This is a genomic window from Halovibrio sp. HP20-59, assembly GCF_033052795.2.
In the GTDB taxonomy this organism is placed as follows: domain Bacteria; phylum Pseudomonadota; class Gammaproteobacteria; order Pseudomonadales; family Halomonadaceae; genus Vreelandella.
The window spans coordinates 36,305-51,899 of the sequence record NZ_JAWJUW020000018.1; the positions used below are offsets into that span (position 1 = coordinate 36,305).

The 15,595-nt window shown below is 56.8% G+C and carries 15 protein-coding genes and 1 pseudogene; 3 read left to right on the forward strand and 13 right to left on the reverse strand.

Features of this window, described 5'->3' with window-relative positions:
• Window positions 1-67: 67 nt before the first annotated feature.
• The 3 genes and pseudogenes from RZA33_RS16460 (at window position 68) to RZA33_RS16470 (ending at window position 2,110) form a co-directional block, all read left to right on the forward strand.
• Window positions 68-1,237 (forward strand): MFS transporter, encoded by a 1,170-nt coding sequence (locus RZA33_RS16460; protein ID WP_317508788.1) that lies wholly within the window; start codon window positions 68-70, stop codon window positions 1,235-1,237.
• Window positions 1,238-1,381: 144 nt separating this feature from the next.
• Window positions 1,382-1,879: pseudogene (locus RZA33_RS16465) on the forward strand (RBBP9/YdeN family alpha/beta hydrolase); the annotation flags it as partial.
• A 90-nt stretch (window positions 1,880-1,969) separates the two neighbouring features.
• Window positions 1,970-2,110, forward strand: coding sequence for a hypothetical protein (locus RZA33_RS16470; protein WP_317508789.1), 141 nt, complete (start codon window positions 1,970-1,972; stop codon window positions 2,108-2,110).
• 48 nt (window positions 2,111-2,158) lie between these two features.
• Here RZA33_RS16470 and RZA33_RS16475 read toward each other — a convergent pair whose 3' ends face one another.
• The 13 genes from RZA33_RS16475 to dksA form a co-directional block, all read right to left on the reverse strand.
• Window positions 2,159-2,590 (reverse strand): transcriptional regulator, encoded by a 432-nt coding sequence (locus RZA33_RS16475; protein WP_317508790.1) that lies wholly within the window; start codon window positions 2,588-2,590, stop codon window positions 2,159-2,161.
• Between the two features lie 2 nt (window positions 2,591-2,592).
• Window positions 2,593-2,883 carry a type II toxin-antitoxin system HigB family toxin gene (locus tag RZA33_RS16480; RefSeq protein WP_317508791.1) on the reverse strand — a complete coding sequence of 97 codons (291 nt, stop codon included), beginning with the start codon at window positions 2,881-2,883 and terminating at the stop codon, window positions 2,593-2,595.
• A gap of 259 nt (window positions 2,884-3,142) precedes the next feature.
• The gene (locus RZA33_RS16485) at window positions 3,143-4,321 is read right to left on the reverse strand and encodes an acetyl-CoA C-acetyltransferase (protein ID WP_317508792.1); all 1,179 of its coding nucleotides are present in this window, start codon (window positions 4,319-4,321) and stop codon (window positions 3,143-3,145) included.
• 205 nt (window positions 4,322-4,526) lie between these two features.
• On the reverse strand, window positions 4,527-4,907 hold the full coding sequence (gene panD, locus RZA33_RS16490; protein ID WP_290829439.1) for an aspartate 1-decarboxylase: 381 nt from the start codon (window positions 4,905-4,907) through the stop codon (window positions 4,527-4,529).
• Between the two features lie 29 nt (window positions 4,908-4,936).
• Window positions 4,937-5,809 (reverse strand): pantoate--beta-alanine ligase, encoded by an 873-nt coding sequence (panC, locus tag RZA33_RS16495; protein WP_317508793.1) that lies wholly within the window; start codon window positions 5,807-5,809, stop codon window positions 4,937-4,939.
• 31 nt (window positions 5,810-5,840) lie between these two features.
• The gene (gene panB / locus RZA33_RS16500; RefSeq protein ID WP_317508794.1) at window positions 5,841-6,632 is read right to left on the reverse strand and encodes a 3-methyl-2-oxobutanoate hydroxymethyltransferase; all 792 of its coding nucleotides are present in this window, start codon (window positions 6,630-6,632) and stop codon (window positions 5,841-5,843) included.
• Window positions 6,633-6,790: 158 nt separating this feature from the next.
• Window positions 6,791-7,279, reverse strand: coding sequence for a 2-amino-4-hydroxy-6-hydroxymethyldihydropteridine diphosphokinase (gene folK / locus RZA33_RS16505; RefSeq protein ID WP_317508795.1), 489 nt, complete (start codon window positions 7,277-7,279; stop codon window positions 6,791-6,793).
• A 6-nt stretch (window positions 7,280-7,285) separates the two neighbouring features.
• Complete coding sequence (pcnB, locus tag RZA33_RS16510) at window positions 7,286-8,674, reverse strand: polynucleotide adenylyltransferase PcnB (protein ID WP_317508796.1); 1,389 nt, start codon at window positions 8,672-8,674, stop codon at window positions 7,286-7,288.
• A 900-nt stretch (window positions 8,675-9,574) separates the two neighbouring features.
• Window positions 9,575-10,966, reverse strand: coding sequence for a sigma-54 dependent transcriptional regulator (locus RZA33_RS16515; protein ID WP_317508797.1), 1,392 nt, complete (start codon window positions 10,964-10,966; stop codon window positions 9,575-9,577).
• Entirely contained in the window at window positions 10,959-13,892 is a 2,934-nt protein-coding gene (locus RZA33_RS16520; protein WP_317508798.1) for an ATP-binding protein, read from the reverse strand. Before RZA33_RS16520 ends, RZA33_RS16515 begins: the two co-directional genes overlap by 8 nt.
• Window positions 13,882-14,058 carry a hypothetical protein gene (locus RZA33_RS16525; RefSeq protein ID WP_007111811.1) on the reverse strand — a complete coding sequence of 59 codons (177 nt, stop codon included), beginning with the start codon at window positions 14,056-14,058 and terminating at the stop codon, window positions 13,882-13,884. The genes RZA33_RS16520 and RZA33_RS16525 overlap by 11 nt, the downstream gene beginning before the upstream one ends.
• 1 nt (window position 14,059) lies before the next feature.
• Window positions 14,060-14,971: a tRNA glutamyl-Q(34) synthetase GluQRS gene (gene gluQRS / locus RZA33_RS16530; protein WP_317508799.1), complete on the reverse strand. Its 912-nt coding sequence runs from the start codon at window positions 14,969-14,971 to the stop codon at window positions 14,060-14,062.
• A gap of 92 nt (window positions 14,972-15,063) precedes the next feature.
• Window positions 15,064-15,501: an RNA polymerase-binding protein DksA gene (gene dksA / locus RZA33_RS16535; RefSeq protein WP_317508800.1), complete on the reverse strand. Its 438-nt coding sequence runs from the start codon at window positions 15,499-15,501 to the stop codon at window positions 15,064-15,066.
• Window positions 15,502-15,595 lie beyond the last annotated feature (94 nt).

A 15,595-nucleotide genomic window follows, 5' to 3' on the forward strand; every position in this document is an offset into this window, starting at 1 on the left:
GCGGGGGCGGTGTTGTTTATTAGGTGACGTTTTTTTAGCGGTAAGTTTGTCAGCCAGGGAGCAACAGATGGAGCAGGATCAAGCGCCGCGCTGGTGGGCGGTAGTCGCCGTGATGATCGGCATTTTTTTGTTGGTGACCGCTGAACAACTGCCGATTGGCCTGCTGTCGCAGGTGGCCTCGAGCATGGACGTGACGCCTGGCACGGCAGGCCTTATGGTCACCGTGCCGGGCGTAGTCGCTGCCTTCTCAGCCCCGCTGTTACCGGTTGCCGTGGGGCGCTTGGACAGACGCATTATGCTCACGGTATTGATGGGCGTAATGGTTGCGGGAAGCGTGCTCTCGGCAATGGCCAGCAGCTTTATTCTACTGCTCGCCGCCCGCGTGCTGGTAGGGCTTAGTATTGGTGGATTTTGGGCGGTGGCGGGCAGTATTGCCCCGCGCCTTGTGCCGGAGGCGCAGGTGCCAAAAGCGATGACGATGATTTTTGGTGGCGTCGCGGCGGCCTCGGTACTTGGAGTGCCACTGGGCACACTGCTGGGGGATCTGAGCAACTGGCGAGTCGCCTTTGGGGCGCTGGGTGGTTTAAGCCTGTTAACGGCAGTGGCGCTGTGGTGCTGGCTTCCGCCGCTACCACCGAGGGAGCCTGTTCGCCTGCGGGTACTCGCGCAGCAGTTTAGTAATCGTGGCGTGCGAGTCGCGGTCTTAACCACGGCTTTTGTGGTGGTGGGCCACTTTGCCGCCTACACCTTTATTAGCCCCATCCTGCAAGAGATCAGCGGTATTTCTCAGCGCCATGTGAGCAGCCTGCTGCTGCTTTACGGGGCGGCAGGCATTGTGGGCAATATTGCGGCAGGCATGTTTGCCGGTCGTCACCCTTACCGCGCAGTGCTGGCGATTCCCAGCCTGCTGCTCATCGTCGTCGCCAGCTTCCCGCTGTTAGGTGTTCAGCCTAGCAGCGGTGTCATGTTGCTCATGGCGTGGGGCGCGGTGTTTGGCAGCGTATCGGTCAGCATTCAAACCTGGATTTTACGCACAGCACCCAATACCGAAGCCGCCACGGCGTTAATGGCGTTTACCTTCAATATGTCCATTGGCCTTGGCGCCATGTTGGGTGGCCGTATCGTCGATGGCACTAGTCTGCCCATTGCCATGTGGGCCGCATCGGGATTATTCCTGCTGGGGGCAATGCTGGTATGGCGGACACAGTCGCGCATTGTGGGGGAGAGGCGTCGCTAAGATAAAGGTAAACTATACTTATGCCTTTCTTGTGCCATCGACCACTTAAGGAACTCTGTTATGAGCGCTGATAACAATGCTACTCGCCTGCTGTTTCTTCCCGGCCTGGGTAACTCTGATGCTGACCACTGACAGACGCTATGGCGAAAGCGGCTGCCGGCCAGCAGGTGCTTTGAGCCTAGCTCCTGGGATAGCCCGATGTTGAGTGATTGGCTGAAGGCATTAGACGCCGCCATTGATGAGGCAGGAGAGGCGATGTTGCTCGTTGCTCACAGTTTGTCATGCCTGCTGGTGGCACATTGGGCGCTGGCGACCGAATGTGACGATAAAAAGGCGCGTCGATTGGCAAAAGTCCGCGGTGCGTTTTTGGTCGCTGCGCCAGACCCTGCCTCAGATGCTTTTCCACCTGAGGCGAGCAGCTTCCGATGCGTTCCAGCAGGGCCACTACCGTTTCCAGCATTGGTCGTTGCCAGCAGCGATGACCCCTATGCCACTACTGTCTCCGCTAAAGAAATGGCTCAGGCTTGGCAAGCAGGCTTTATTAACGTCGGTAACTGCGGACATATCAATGCCGCTAGTCAGTTAAGGGAGTGGCCCCATGGCTGGGCGCTGTTGGAGGCGTTCTGCGCCGGACTTGACTAGTTACACCCGAGCTGCAAATTGATAAAAGCGGTAAAAGAGGTAATGGTTATATACGGGCTCAGAGAATATGAAATAAAGCGAGGCTATCTCATGAGTACTGCCATGCTGATGGCTAACCACACCCGTTACCGCTGGATCATTCTGCTGATCGCCATGATGCTATTGGGGCTGATCGTAACCTTAAAACAAGAGAGGTTAATGAAAGCGATCATCTTTGACGTAAGTGCTTAAAAGAGAACTTCATTATCAGCAGGTTAGAGCCCGCAAGCGGGCTTTTGATTAGCTTATGATTTTGAGCCTTTTCCGGGGCTCTTTAAACGTGTCGGTGGAGATTCCGAAACGCTCTGAAAGCTCGCAAATTTGGCGCCAGTTCAGGTGGCGACGGCCATTTAATACTTCAGAAACAACCGATTGGGCGCCAATTTCCGGTAGTGTGCTCTGCGAAATTTGGTGTTCCTGCATTAAGTAGCGAAGAACGTCCGCTGGCGGTACGTCTGGCATTGGCCGGTGCTGCTCATCATAGGCCTCGATGACATCACCCAGGCGCCCCGCAAGGCTTGCGAGAGGGTGGGTTTCGTCATCCCCAATTAGGTCGAGTATTTCATCCAGCGCCTCAACTCGAATATCGTATTCGGCTTCGGTAGTCGGGTCGCTTAGCAGGGGGGAAATAAAGGCCCAGTGTTCTGTAGCTTGTTCAACGAGAGCGTGCATAATCACTCCTTTCTCCACTTACCCTTGTCATATTCTGTGTGATTAAGAATGTGGCGGATATAAACCTTCTTGGCTTGATACTGAACTACAGCAATTAGCCTTAACTTGTTGCCACCTATGTCGAAAACATGGACATTCCCGACCTTATCGGTGGCGGGAAAAATTTTTTTCATGGCAGCGAAGTCCTTTGGATCATTGGACTTCATTAGGCGATACCATGCGTCAAGTGCGGTATCAGTATCTGGATATCTTCCCTTAGCTTCCCATATTCGCTTTTGGGTAATTACGTGCATTTAATGAAACCCTTTAATTCTAATCTCATTTTATAGCAAATTGCTATGAATGGCAATTTGCTATAAAACACCGGTCAGTCGTCACCGCGCCTGTGTATTGGCACATTAGTTTTGCGTGGTGTGAGGTAACCCTGTTATGAGTACTGATAAATTTGCTACTCGTCTACTGCGCGCATCTCCTAAAATGACAAAGCCCTCGTCAATTGACGAGGGCTTTCTGCTAATTTTCTACAAATAGTTAAACAAGCGGTAGGGTTGCTTACGGACGCTCGATCGCTAGCGCCACACCCTGGCCGCCGCCGATACACAGCGTCGCCAGGCCTTTCTTCGAATCGCGGGCGATCATTTCGTGGAGCAGCGTTACGAACACGCGACAGCCAGAGGCGCCAATCGGGTGGCCGAGGGCGATCGCGCCGCCGTTGACATTGACCTTGCTGACATCCCAGCCGAGCTCTTTATTAACCGAAAGCGCTTGAGCTGCGAAGGCTTCGTTGGCCTCTACCAAGTCAAGGTCGTCCAGGCTCCAGCCGGCTTTTTCCAGGCAGCGGCGGGTGGCCGGAGCCGGGCCAATGCCCATAATCGCCGGGTCAACGCCTGCATTAGCGTAGGCGGCAATACGCGCCAACGGCTCAAGGCCGAGTTGCTTGGCCTTTTCTGCCGAGCAGATCATCACCACGGCGGCGCCGTCGTTGAGCCCTGAGGCGTTACCCGCCGTCACAGTGCCATCTTTCTTGAACGCAGCGCGCATACCGCCGAGTTTTTCCGCCGTCACTTCGCGTGGGTTTTCATCGGTGTCGAACACCACTGGGTCGCCTTTACGCTGGGGAACTTCCACCGGCACGATCTGGCTTTTGAATTTACCCTCTTTAATCGCCGCAGCGGCTTTTTGCTGCGACGCGGCGGCAAATTCATCCATTTCTTCGCGGGTGATGCCGTATTTTTCGGCTAAGTTCTCCGCGGTAATACCCATGTGGTAGTTATTGAAGGCATCCCACAGGCCGTCGTGCACCATTGAGTCAATGGCTTTCCAGTCCCCCATGCGTTGACCGGTGCGCGAGTTGGGCAGGACGTGGGGAGAGGCGGACATGTTCTCCTGACCGCCAGCCAGAATAAGCTCGGCATCGCCGCAGCGAATTGCCTGGGTGGCAAGGTGCAGCGCTTTAAGGCCCGAACCGCATACTTTGTTGATGGTCATGGCCGGTACGGCCTCAGGAAGGCCTGCCTTAATGGATGCCTGGCGCGCCGGGTTCTGGCCAGCGCCTGCGGTAAGCACTTGGCCCAGTAGTACTTCGTCCACTTGATCGGGAGAAACGCCGGTGGAGGCGAGAATATCCTTGATCACCAAAGCGCCGAGGTCGCTCGCTGGAATACCTGCCAGTGAACCGCCAAAAGTGCCCACAGCGGTGCGGCGTGCCGCAACAATGACTACTTCTTGCATAAAATGACTCCTGAAGTAATTAACAGACAGTCTGATGCCAGATGCCCGATAGGCGTACTGCAGCTGTACTCTTTTATTCGTGTTCTGTCAGCTGTCCCTTCAGCATAGGGGATGGTAGTGCTTTGCGGCAATAAACCTTTATAGGCAAATAAACACGGGCCACATAATGGCCCGTTAGCAAAAAAAGTGGCAAGACGGTCTCAGCCTAAGCCAGCTGCACCGGGATAATATGGCTGGTATGGCTAACATGGTTGCCTTCCTGGAGATACACCAGCGCGGGCTGGTGGTTGTCCAATTCGGCCTCCGAGTAGTGAGCGTAGCTGCAGATAATGATGCGGTGGCCCGGCGCGGCCAGATGCGCCGCCGCACCGTTGATTGAGATTAACTTGGAGCCTTCCTCGCCGCGAATGGCGTAGGTAGTGAAGCGTTCGCCGTTCTCGACATTATAAATCTGAATTTGCTCATTTTCGCGAATACCCGCCATATCCAGCAGGTCGCCGTCGATGGCGCAGGAGCCTTCATAGTTGAGTACCGCGTGAGTGACGCGAGCCATGTGCAGCTTGGCTTTGAGCATGATGGTATGCATGTGAGTTCCTATTTTTGCCCGTTGTTTGTTTATTCTCTGCCAGTAGTGGCAGCGCTGGCCGGGAGTTGAACAGTGAGGTTGTCGATTAATCGCGCCGGGCCCAGCTTGACGGCGGCGAGCAGTACCGCATGGCGGGTCGCTAGGGTAACGGGGCCTAGCGTCGCATCGCGCAGTTCCAGGTAGTCCAGCGTAAAGCCCGCATCATACAGCGCGGTGTGGCCCTGATGTAGTACCTTTTCGATAGGTTCTCCGCGCTCCAGCGCATCGCGAAGCGTACACAGCGTGCGATAAAGCGCAGGGGCGATTGCACGCTCCTCGCTACTTAAATAGCCGTTGCGTGATGACAGAGCCAGGCCATCTTCAGCGCGCACGATGGGCACGCCGATAATCTCGATGGGCATGTGCAGGTCGCCTACCAACTTACGAATTACCGCCAGCTGCTGGTAATCCTTTTCGCCGAAGCAGGCGACGTCTGGCTGTACCAGATTAAACAGCATGCTGACCACGGTAGAGACGCCATCAAAATGGCCGGGTCGGGAGCCACCACATAAACCTTCACCTACCATGGGCACGTGAACGCGGGTCTGGGCGTCTAAGCCGTTGGGATAAAGCGTGCTTACCGTGGGTGCAAACAGTACATCGCAGCCAGCCTCGACCAGCTGCGTCTGGTCGGCGTTAAATGTTCGTGGGTAGCCGTCTAAGTCTTCACCAGGGCCAAACTGCATAGGATTGACAAAGAGGCTGGCCACCACGATATCGGCGTGCTGGCGGGCGCAGTCGACCAACGCTAAATGCCCTTCATGCAGGTTGCCCATAGTGGGTACCAGGGCAATACGCTGGCCGCGTTGGCGGTAATCTCGCAGCGTGCTGCGAAGCTGATCAATGTCTCGCAAAGTGCGCATAGTCGTTTCGTGTCGATAACAAAAATGGGGTTTAAAAACAGTGCTCTTGAGCCGGGAAGGTACGGGTTTTAACTGCTTCATGGTAGTTCTGGAAAGCGGTTTGAATGCTGTCCGCCTCGACCATAAAGTTTTTGACAAAGCGGGGTGTGCGGCCGTGGGTAATGCCGAGCACATCGTGCATCACCAGTATCTGGCCATCGGTATCCGGCCCAGCGCCAATGCCAATCACCGGCACATCCAGCGCTTCTGTGACCGCTTTGCCCAGGCTGGCAGGGACGCACTCAAGCAGAATCACCGAGGCGCCCGCTTCGACAAGTACTTTTGCGTCATTAATGATGCGTTCCGCTTGAGCGGCGTCGCGCCCTTGAACTTTATAGCCACCTAGCTGATGCACGGTTTGCGGGGTTAAGCCCAAGTGGGCACATACCGGTACGCCGCGGCGGGTGAGTTCACGGATGCCATCGGCCATCCACGCTTCGCCTTCCAGTTTGACCAGCTCCGCGCCCGCGCGCATTACGGCACCGGCATCTTCCAGCAGGCGCTCGGTGGTGGCGTTGCTCATAAACGGCAGATCCACCATCAGCAGGCTATGCCCTTTACCACGCGCCGAGCATCGGGTGTGGTAAACGATATCGTCAATGGTGACGGGTAGGGTGCTGTTATGGCCTTGCAGCACCATGCCTAGCGAATCACCGACCAGCAGGACATCAATGCCTGCTTGGCTTGCCGCATGGGCAAAGGAGGCGTCGTAAGCGGTTAGACAACTGAACGTCTCGCCAGCCTGCTTATAGGCCTGCAGCGTGCTTAGGGTGACGGTTTTCATGGCGTGCTCTCATGTTTTACTTGAGGCCGCTGCGACATAGGCAGCCGACCATTATTAATGCTGCTTCCCTGCAGGCGCGAAGTGGCGTAACCGGCAATTGTTACCTGAATGGGGTGTCGGTGTCGAGATTTGTGTCAAATGGTAGCGTTAGCCGCACACTAGGCGTTAGGTAAGCGTTCCAAGCCTTGGTTTTCAACACGTTCAAGCCAGATGGATAGCGGCTGTTGGAGAAGATCGAGAGAGGGGGCGACCTCTGCGAGGGGGAGCAGTACAAAGGCCCGGGCAGTCATTTGCGGGTGCGGTACGCGTAACCGCGGCGAGTCGATGTGGTCGCTAGCGTAGAGCAGCAGGTCAAGGTCGAGCGTGCGGGGCCCCCAGTGGCGCTGGCGGAGGCGGCGATGCTGCTGCTCTAACGCCTGAAGCTGGTCGAGTAGCGCCAGCGGCGAGAGCCGGGTCTCCAACGTGGCTACCGCGTTGATAAAGTCAGGCTGATCCTGCGGCCCCACCGGACGGCTGGCGTAAAGCGATGACGCTGCCACTAACCGGGTTAGTGGCAGCGTGGCCAGCTCATCAAGAGCCTCGCTAACCTGCTCAATAGGCGACTCAAGATTGCTGCCTAAGCCGATATAGGCGATTTGAATCGGCATTAAAGACTACTCTGAATCTGGGCTGGGTGGTTTACGCCGCCGTTTGCGACGGCGATCGCCCTGGCTGGCGGGGTCGCCGCCGACTTTTTGCAGTAGACGACGCTGTTCGTGCTCATCACCGCGCTGAAACGCGGTCCACCAGTCGCCTAACCCTCGCGGTATTTCGCCCGCCTGTTCACGCAGCAGCAGTAGGTCATAGCCCGCCCGGAAACGCGAATGTTCGCGGGTTTGAAAGGCTTTTTTACCACGCCGCTGGGGCAAGCGCTGCTGTAGCTCCCAAATTTCGCGCATGGGAATACCAAAGCGCTTGGGGATCGAGATGTGCTCTAACTGCCGCGAGACCACCTGCTGCGCGGCTGCTTGCAGGGCGGGAATGGGCGGCATGCCTTCCTGCTCCAGCACTTCCTGGCGCTGTTTGACCGGCGCCCATAGGAAGGCTGCCAGCAAAAAGGCCGGGGTGACCGGGCGCTCTTCGGCGATGCGCTTGTCGGTGTTGGTCAGCGCTTGCTCGATTAGCTCTTCGGCCCAGGCAGCGTCGGCCATGGCTTCTTCGGCTTCGGGGAACAGCATGCCAAACAGGCCGTAGTGGCTGAGCAGCCGGAAGGTGACTAGCCCATAGCCCGACATAAACAGCTTAAGCACCTCGTCGAATAGCCGCGCTGGCGGAATCTGCAACAGCAGCGGGGCTTGGTCGTACATCGGCGCTTCGGTGGCGGGATCTATCGTGAAGTCGAGCTTCGCCGCAAAACGCACCGCCCGCAGCATCCTCACTGGATCTTCGCGATAACGCGTGGCCGGGTCGCCAATCAGTCGCAGCGTACGCGTCTGGATATCGCTGGCGCCATTAGCAAAGTCGGTAATGCTGAAGTCGGCAATATTGTAGTAGAGCGCGTTGATGGTAAAGTCGCGCCGCAGCGCGTCCTCTTCGATATTGCCCCAGACATTATCGCGGAGCAGCAGCCCAGCGTCGGACTGGTGGGCAATATGATCGCCATGCTCGTCCTGGGGCTTGCCACGAAAGGTGGTGACCTCAATGACCTCGCGACCAAAGCGCACGTGTACAATCCGAAAGCGGCGGCCGATCAGGCGCGAATTACGAAATAGGTCTCGCACCTGCTCGGGAGTAGCGTCGGTGGCTACATCGAAGTCTTTGGGCATTTTGCCAAGCAGTGCATCACGGATACAGCCGCCCACCAAATAGGCGTCATAGCCTGCGCCGCTAAGGCGATAAAGCACTTTTAAAGCGGCATCGCTAATATGCTGGCGAGAAACAGGGTGCTCTGACCGAGGGATGTTACGCGGAGAGAGGGCGCGGGTGGTGCTCTCTTGGGGATCGAGCAAGGTTTTCAATTGCTCTCCCGGGCTGTGTAGGAAACGGGTAAATCCTTTAAACATGCGACGATTTCAACTCGCAGGGTACATAAAAAAAGCCTATAAATAGGTAACGTGTCTATGTAAAAGCAGGACAAATGTGTACCTAACATGGACAGTTAATACCTGAGTGTATCCGACACCCTAAGGCTTGCAAAGCATTTGCCGCTGGTTAGCGCGAACTCAAGTGACCAAACACGGAAAGGGGAGGCTAAGAGAGCCTCCCCTATAAAGCAATAAATCAGCGTCCGTGCTGCTATTTTTTCTTCATGATGGCACATCGCCCTGAATACGCACCGCAGTCGGTAGGCGTGAGGATCAAGATAGTTCCGACCGCCTCGTATTCAAAACAATAATCCAACCGCGAACTTTTTCTCCCCCGGGGAATTGTTGTTGGCGCCGGGGTGTACACGCTGACTGCTATTGTTGTTGTTAGGATGCAAAGCTGCTGGCGTACGTCGCGTCCTTTTCGGGCTACTTGCTTGTTTTATTTTTGTTGATTGCGCCTGTACCGCTTGCGCAAGCAAGTCATGAGACTCAAGCCTGTTGTTGTTATTAGTACATTGTCTCTACCTGGCCCCATTGTTTTTGTTGTGGCTCAGGTTGTGGCGAGGTCATGTTGTTTTTGTTGGTGACCTACCGCTATGCCCATTTTGTTTTTCTTACCCAGTAATACTGCAGACGCTGTGCCATCTATTCGATAATTTATAAATTTCAGATGGTTGGCGTTTTTAGTGGCGTTGAGGAATTTGGCATTGCAAGAAGTGTTACCGCTTTTGCGCCCGATTGTGCGCTTGCTTGTGTGGGAAGGTAACAGTGCATGAGTGGCAAAAGGTAGGGATATTTCTTATTTAAATCAGTGTATTAGACAATGGTCGTAGGCGATGCAAGCGATAGGCCTAATGGCCAGGCATGCCCAGACGCTTAACCTGGGCGCCGTGCCGTTTTTTTACGCGGTATGCCTAGACGCTGGCGCCGCTCCCAGAGGTTTTTACGGCTAATGCCGAGTTTTTGTGCCAACTCGGTCTCGCTCATTTGGTCTTGGTGCTCAAGCACAAAGTGCTGAAAGTAATCTTCTAATGAAAGGTCGTCGTCATTCTCTTCAGCGCCTTTATCCAGGCTGGCATTCGCGGTTGGCGTCGTCGCGTTGGGTGCAGCATGGGCACGAGCGGGGGTGGGTGCTAAGCCCAAATCATCCGGGTGGATCAAATGCCCTTCGGCAAGGATGACGCCGCGTTCCAGGGCATTTTCTAGTTCACGCACGTTGCCTGGCCAAGGGTAGTCGCGCAGGTCTTGGCGGGCCGCGCGGGAGAGGCGCAGCCCCGTACGTTCGTGGCGTTTACACGCCTTGTCGAGCAGAATATCGGCGATTTCAAGTACGTCATCTTCACGCTCGCGCAGAGGCGGCAGTTCGATCTGCATCACGTTTAGCCGGTAGTAAAGGTCGAGGCGGAACTCGCCGGTTTTTGACAGTGCAAGCAGGTCACGATGGGTTGCTGCAATCAGGCGAACATTCACGTGACGAGTTTCCACCGAACCAATTTTACGGATTTCGCCCTCTTGAAGAACGCGCAACAGGCGCGCCTGGGCATCCAGTGGCAGTTCGCCAATCTCATCCAAAAATAGCGTGCCGCCATCGGCAGCTTCAACTAAGCCGGTGCGTGCAGCGCTGGCGCCGGTAAAAGCGCCTTTCTCATGGCCAAACAGCTCTGACTCAATCAGTGTTTCAGGAATTGCCGCACAGTTAACGCAAATCAGCGGTGCGTTGGCACGCTTGCTTTGCTGGTGAATCGCGCGCGCCACAAGCTCTTTACCAGTGCCCGACTCACCCAGTACCAGTAAGGTGACATCCGCCGGCGCAGTTTTGCGAATGCGTGTGTAAACCTGCTGCATGGCAGCGCAGTTGCCGATCATGGTTTGTCGGCTGCCTCCGGCATCGGTAATAGCCGGCGGTGGGCTTTGCGGCGTCGTCTGTTTTTGCAGAATGTGTGCAACGGTTTCGAGTAGTTCGGCGTGGTCGAAGGGCTTGGCGACATAGTCCACTGCGCCCTGTTTGAGCGATTCCACTGCGGAGCGCATGCTCGCGTAGCTGGTCATGATCAAGACAGGCACCGGCGCTGCAGCAGCAATCAGGGCTGTGCCAGGTTCGCCCGGCAGGCGCAGGTCGCTAATGATCAGGTCGAACCCTCTGAGCTCAAGCTGGCTGGCTTCCTCCGCGCTGGCGGCTTCGCTAACCGCATAGTCATGGCGTTCCAGTAGGCGCTTTAAGGCGCTGCGAATAATCGTTTCGTCTTCAACAATCAGAATGCTAGGCATAAGGTGGCTGATCATCCTGTTGGTAAAGCGGCAGCCAGAGGGTAATGGCAGTGCCGCGAGGCTGTCCGGGCGGTGGTGAGGCCACGTCTATTTTGCCCTGATGCTCATTGATAATCTGATAGGCCAGCGAAAGGCCTAAACCAGTACCTTCGCCTGCGGGCTTGGTGGTGGTAAAGGGCTCGAACAAGTGGTCGCGCACCCGTGGGTCAATCCCTGGGCCGTTATCGCTTATTCGCCACCAGGCAAGCTCCCCGTGACATCCTGCGCTAATCTGGACTTGCCCGCCTTGGTTGCAGGCGTCGCGGGCATTGCTCAGTAGGTTGACCATCACTTGGGTTAGCCGCTGGGCATCGCCGCGAACGGTCAGGTCGGCGGGCACCGCGTTGGTTAAACTAACATCCTCGCCCGATCGGGCTAGGTGGATCAAGTGCAGCGCGTCTTCGCTAATAGCTGAAAGTGACACGGGAGAGGCCGGCAGCGCTACCGCCTGGCGTCCGCCATGGGCAAAGCCGACCAATGAATTGACGATTTTAGTCACTCGCTGGGTCAACTGTTGAATTTGATCGGCGGTCTCCAACAGCGCTGGATCGTTGGTGTCGTAGCGCAGGTTTTGCGCCAGTGATGAGATGCCGGTCATCGGATTGCCGATTTCGTGGGCGACCCCTGCCGCTAGCTGGCCGATAGAGGCAAGGCGCGCAGCATGCACCAGTTCGTCTTCTAGCCATTTCATTTCGGTGTGGTCTTCAATCAGGATAACGCTGCCGCCCCGGCTGTCATGGCCGCTGAGAATGGCTTTGTGTAGGGTCAGAAAGTAGTCTTTACCGTGCAACGACACCGCTTGCTTGTAGAGCGGGCCAGATGTTGCGTCTAGCACGCTGCCCAATAGGCTTGGCCAGGGAGCGGGAAGGCTATCGCGGCGCGAGCCGATCACGCTGTCACCACTAATACCCGAGAGTTGAGAGAGCGCCTGATTCCACATTAACAACTCATCATCATCGCCCAGAACGCAAAGCCCAACCGGTAAATAAGCCAGGGTCTGGCGGTGATGGCGGCGTAAGCCATCGAGTTCACGGGCCAGCCCCGTTAGCCGCGAGCGGTAGGCTTCCAAGCGGCTCTCAACAAAGTGAATGTCGTCGGTTTCCGGGGCGTCGTCGTGGCGATAGGGCAGGTAGCGATCAACGATGTCCCGCGCCACCGATGGACCCATTAAACCGGAGAGGTTTGCCTGGATTCGGTCGCGCAGCCTGCGTAGCGCGTAGGGGCGACGTTCCTGGGGCGTTAAGTTGAGCGCCTGTAGGGCCCGGTTCACTTCACGGCTTGCCGCCTCATCGCCAAGGGCGTGGGCTAAGTGAGTAGAAAAATCGCTCGCTGTGGCGGCTTCCAGTGGAAAACGTTTGGAGCGAATCACCGCATCGACTGAACAGGCTTCCGCGGCCGTTTTTTCTCCTTCGGAGATACGCGTAAATAGCGATACCACAATCAACAGCAGGATATTGACCGCTAACGACAGCAGCGTGACGTTGTACCACACTGGCGCACCGGTATCGGTTAGCGGTGTAAAAGGCAGCGTCGGTACGGGTAGGGAGAGCATTAGCGGCAGCCATAGCCCCCATAGCCATACGCCGACGCCTGCGCTAAGGCCAATAATCATGCCTTTACGGTTAGCACCCGGCCAGTAGAGCAGCGCTAGCATGCCGGGCAGGCACTGGGCCATGCCGACAAACGCGGCTAACCCCAAGCCGATGAGACCATGGTGGCGCCCTACCCACTGATAAAATACCCAGCCGCCGATAATCACAGCGACCACTAAGCCACGGCGCAGCCAGAGTAGCCAGCCATAAAGGTTGCTGCGTGCCTCGGGGGGCCTGGCAACCAGCACAATATGATTGAGCACCATGCCCGAGAGCGCCAGCGCAATCATAATCATGGTGCCGCTGGCGGCGGCGAGCCCCCCGATAAACGCCAGCGCCCCTACCCACCAGTGTTCGGTCATCAGGTAGGCGGCATAAGCCGTGAGGGGAATATTCGGCGCGGCGGATTGAGCCGCCCACCAAATCAACGGCACAGGCAGCGCCATCAACAGCAGAAACAGCGGAAGCGCCCAACTCGCTTGCAGCAACGTATGCCGCGATAGGCTTTCCGCGAAGCTGATATGAAACAGATGCGGCATCATAAAGGCGGCGGCGAAAAACAGTAGCAGCAGGGTTCGCCACTGGGCTGGGTCCAGCTTTGGGGTCTGTTGCTGGAGGGCCGCGCCGGGCCCTTCCAGCCACTGCTGCAGGTCGCCAGGGCCATCAAACACCATCCACATGGCGACTGCGCCGAGCCCTAGCATGGCCAGTAGCTTGACGATAGATTCAAACGCGATGGCGCTGAGCAGGGTATCGTGACGGCCGTAGGTTTGGCTGTGCCGTGCGCCGAAAATGACCGCAAAGGCGGCAATCACGGCGCAAAAAACCAGCGCAACGCTGGACCCCGCTTGGCTGGCGGTGATGATATTGATGGCTTCGCTCAGGGTTTGGACTTGAATGCCGAGCAGCGGCAGCACCGCCAGCAGGCTAACCAGGGTGACCAGCGTACCCGCCCAACGGGAGCGGAAGCGAAAGGCAAACAGATCCGCCAGCGACGTTAACTGATAGGTGCGGGTAATACGTTGGATGGGCACCAGTAGTACGGGAGCAAGCAAGAAGGCCCCTGCTGCGCCCAGGTAGTAAGCGAGGTAGCCAAACCCTGCGTGGGCAGCCATTTCCACGCTGCCGTAAATTGCCCAGGCGCTGGCGTAAACCCCAAGCGCTAAGGTATAGACAATTGGGTGGCGGGTAATGCGCACCGGCACCCAGCCCCGCTCAACGGCAAAACCGCAGCCAAACAGCAGCGCCAAGTAGCCTAACCCCAGCAACAGTACCCCGATTATCTCAACGCTCATCAAGCTTTCTCTTCTGCTCTAGCCAGAGGGTTAGCGCTATCAAGCCGCCCCAAATCGCAAACGGCCGGTACCAGGCGGCCTCGGGGTCGCTCCAGCCGTTCATCAGCAGCGGAGAGAGCAGGTAGCCGCCAAACACCAAAAACAGCATGATGCGATAGACGTACATATCAGTCTCCTGCTGGAGGTAAAGAGGGGGTTAAACGGTGTGCTGTTGGGCTTAAACGCGCCAACGACCAGTTGGTTACCGCCCAGTGTAGCTGAATCGCTGGGGGCTCTGAGGCAAGTTCTTGAGGCGGTGCTTGATCCAGCGCCGCCAGCGCCTGAAAGAGCTGCTGGCGTACTTCTCGCTCATCTTCCGCCAGGGATGGGGCCAGGTTCTGCTTAGACAACTTCTGGCCTTCGGCGGTGACGATGAGCGGCAAGTGCAGGTAGCGCGGTTGGGGTAGCTGAAGGGCGTTCTGTAGCTGGCGCTGCCAGGGGGTGTTATCGAGCAAATCGAGCCCGCGTACCACATCGGTAATATGCTGCTCGGCGTCGTCAACCACCACCGCTAGTTGATACGCCCACAGGCCATCTTTGCGCTTTAATACCACATCGCCCAGTTCAGCCGGGTCAAATTGCTGCGCGCCAAACAGCCGGTCTTGCCAGCGGATGGGGCGCTCGCCACGGTCGCTGCGCAGCCGCCAAGCCACCGGTTTATGGGGCTCGCAAACACCATCGCGGCACCAGCCGGGATAGATGTCATAGCCTTGCCACTGCTTGCGGGAACAGCTGCAAGGGTAGGCGAGGTCTAGCTGAATAAGCTGGTCTAAAGCGTGTTGGTAAGCCACGCCGCGGGTGTGCTGCCACATGACACTGCCATCCCACTCTAGGCCAAAGGTCTCCAGCTGGCGCAGGATGGTGCTCGCTGTGCCTTCGGGACAGCGGGGTGGGTCGATATCCTCAATGCGTACCAACCACTGCCCACCAGCCGCGCGAGCATCTAAATAACTGCCTAAGGCGGCGACCAAAGAGCCAAAGTGCAGTGGGCCGGAGGGCGTCGGCGCAAAGCGTCCGCGGTAGCCAACAGAGTCGTTCATCGTCGCGTCGTCCTCAGTGGTTCAGGCAAGCGCTGTCAACAAAAACGGGCACCCTAAGGTGCCCGCGTTCAAGTCGAACGTGCTGCGAGTACTCAGCCGCCGAGCTGTTTCTCTTTAAGTTCCGCTAAGGTTTTGCAGTCCACGCAGAGTGTGGCGGTGGGGCGAGCTTCTAAGCGACGAATGCCGATTTCAACGCCGCAGGCTTCGCAGAAACCATAGTCATCATCATCGATTTTATCGATGGTTTCGTTAATTTTCTTGAGCAACTTACGCTCGCGATCACGAGTACGCAGTTCCAGGCTGAAGCCCTCTTCCTGGGTAGCTCGGTCGGCGGGGTCGGCGTAGTTGTTCGCATCTTCTTGCAGGTGGCGTACGGTACGATCCACCTCTTCCATGAGATCCTGTTTCCAATCCAACAGCAGCTGTCGGAAGTGCGCTAGCTGCTGATCGTTCATATACTCTTCACCCGGTGCTGGCTCATAGGGGGTGAAGGACTTGGACGCTTCCGGTTTCTTTTCTGCTACTGGCATGGGACTGCCCCCTTCCATATGTGACTACTGATCGACCATGAGCGATTGTCACGATCTCACGCCAAAGGGATGCTTGTTTAGCTGAAAAATGACT

Coding starts and splice junctions, on each gene's coding strand:
- RZA33_RS16460 (WP_317508788.1), top strand. CDS start 68: ATGGAGCAGGATCAAGCGCCGCGCTGGTGGGCGGTAGTCGCCGTGATG.
- folK (WP_317508795.1), bottom strand. CDS start 7,279: ATGCCGATTCAAATCGCCTATATCGGCTTAGGCAGCAATCTTGAGTCG.
- RZA33_RS16475 (WP_317508790.1), bottom strand. CDS start 2,590: ATGCACGCTCTCGTTGAACAAGCTACAGAACACTGGGCCTTTATTTCC.
- RZA33_RS16515 (WP_317508797.1), bottom strand. CDS start 10,966: ATGCCTAGCATTCTGATTGTTGAAGACGAAACGATTATTCGCAGCGCC.
- RZA33_RS16470 (WP_317508789.1), top strand. CDS start 1,970: ATGAGTACTGCCATGCTGATGGCTAACCACACCCGTTACCGCTGGATC.
- RZA33_RS16525 (WP_007111811.1), bottom strand. CDS start 14,058: ATGTACGTCTATCGCATCATGCTGTTTTTGGTGTTTGGCGGCTACCTG.
- dksA (WP_317508800.1), bottom strand. CDS start 15,501: ATGCCAGTAGCAGAAAAGAAACCGGAAGCGTCCAAGTCCTTCACCCCC.
- RZA33_RS16520 (WP_317508798.1), bottom strand. CDS start 13,892: ATGAGCGTTGAGATAATCGGGGTACTGTTGCTGGGGTTAGGCTACTTG.
- RZA33_RS16480 (WP_317508791.1), bottom strand. CDS start 2,883: ATGCACGTAATTACCCAAAAGCGAATATGGGAAGCTAAGGGAAGATAT.
- panB (WP_317508794.1), bottom strand. CDS start 6,632: ATGAAAACCGTCACCCTAAGCACGCTGCAGGCCTATAAGCAGGCTGGC.
- pcnB (WP_317508796.1), bottom strand. CDS start 8,674: ATGTTTAAAGGATTTACCCGTTTCCTACACAGCCCGGGAGAGCAATTG.
- RZA33_RS16485 (WP_317508792.1), bottom strand. CDS start 4,321: ATGCAAGAAGTAGTCATTGTTGCGGCACGCCGCACCGCTGTGGGCACT.
- panD (WP_290829439.1), bottom strand. CDS start 4,907: ATGCATACCATCATGCTCAAAGCCAAGCTGCACATGGCTCGCGTCACT.
- gluQRS (WP_317508799.1), bottom strand. CDS start 14,971: ATGAACGACTCTGTTGGCTACCGCGGACGCTTTGCGCCGACGCCCTCC.
- panC (WP_317508793.1), bottom strand. CDS start 5,809: ATGCGCACTTTGCGAGACATTGATCAGCTTCGCAGCACGCTGCGAGAT.